The organism is Pseudoalteromonas sp. S3260, from assembly GCF_005886925.1.
Lineage (GTDB): Bacteria > Pseudomonadota > Gammaproteobacteria > Enterobacterales > Alteromonadaceae > Pseudoalteromonas > Pseudoalteromonas tetraodonis.
The window spans coordinates 1-1,225 of record NZ_PNCV01000030.1 but is presented as its reverse complement, the minus strand read 5'-3'; the positions used below and the strand labels follow the sequence as shown (position 1 = coordinate 1,225).

At 40.1% G+C, this 1,225-nt stretch carries 1 protein-coding gene; it reads left to right on the top strand.

The annotated features are described in order from the left end of the window. Positions 1 to 83 precede the first annotated feature (83 nt). A complete protein-coding gene (locus tag CWC14_RS05150; protein ID WP_024602346.1) occupies positions 84 to 1,220 on the top strand; it encodes an ISAs1 family transposase in 1,137 nt (378 codons plus the stop codon). The last annotated feature ends 5 nt before the right edge of the window (positions 1,221 to 1,225 follow it).

Sequence of the window (1,225 nt, the reverse complement as noted above, 5' to 3'; positions counted from 1 at the left end):
CACGGCAAGATCATTATAAATTGAACTTATAGAATATGTAGTGATCAGATCAAGGCATAATAATCACCTTGGTCACGTAAAATATGAGCGCTACTTTTCTGAAACACTTTAATTCAATTACCGATCCTCGCATTGAACGCTGTAAAAAGCATGAGCTTATCGATATTCTCCTTTTAGCCATTAGTGCAGTAATCTCCGGTGCACAAGGATGGGAGGATATTGAAGATTTTGGGCATCTAAAACTTGATTGGTTAAAAAGATATGGCGCTTTCAACGCGGGTATTCCAAGACACGACACCATAGCCCGTGTCATTTGTCGGTTAAAATCAGATGAAATAGAGCATGCATTTCAATCTTGGATATCTTCACTTATTGAAACCACGGGTGCTGATATTATTGCTATGGATGGAAAAACTGCACGTCGTTCATTTACAACCAAAGATAGAAAAAGTGCTTTACATACCGTCAGTGCATGGAGCTGCCAACACCAGTTAGTTTTAGGGCAAACAGCCGTTGATAGCAAAACAAATGAAATCACAGCCATACCTGAGTTACTCACCATGCTAGATATTGAAAATAGCATCATTACACTTGATGCTATGGGCTGCCAGCAAGAAATAGCGAAACAAATAATTAAACAAAAAGCTGATTATATCCTAGCGCTCAAAGGTAACCATTCAGGTATGCAGAGTGAATTAGAAGCTTGGTGGCACAAGAGTGAGCGCGAAGGATTGACCAATAGCAACTATGATAAACATACCGAAATAAGCTCAGGGCATGGGCGCATTGAAACAAGAGTTTGTCAGCAATTGCTTATTGATAAAAGCTGGTTAGATAAAATCTACCAATGGTCTGGCTTAAAGAGTGTTATTCAAGTAACCGCTGAGGTTCACGATAAATCATCAGGTACAGACACGATAGAAACGCGTTGGTATATTAGTTCGTTAGCGTTAGGTGCGGAGCAAGCACTTAATGCGGTACGAAGCCACTGGCAGGTTGAAAGTATGCATTGGATGTTGGATATGAACTTTAGGGAAGATGAATCAAGAATCCGTAAGAAGCAAGGACCCCTTGTTTTTAACGTAATGAGAAAAATAGCCATGGCGTTATTTAAACAAGATACAACTAAAACAGCCAGTATGGCGAGAAAAAAGAAAATGGCAGGGCTAGACGATGATTATCGCTCAACCCTGTTAGAATCTGGGATTAAAATGCGCTAGCCGTG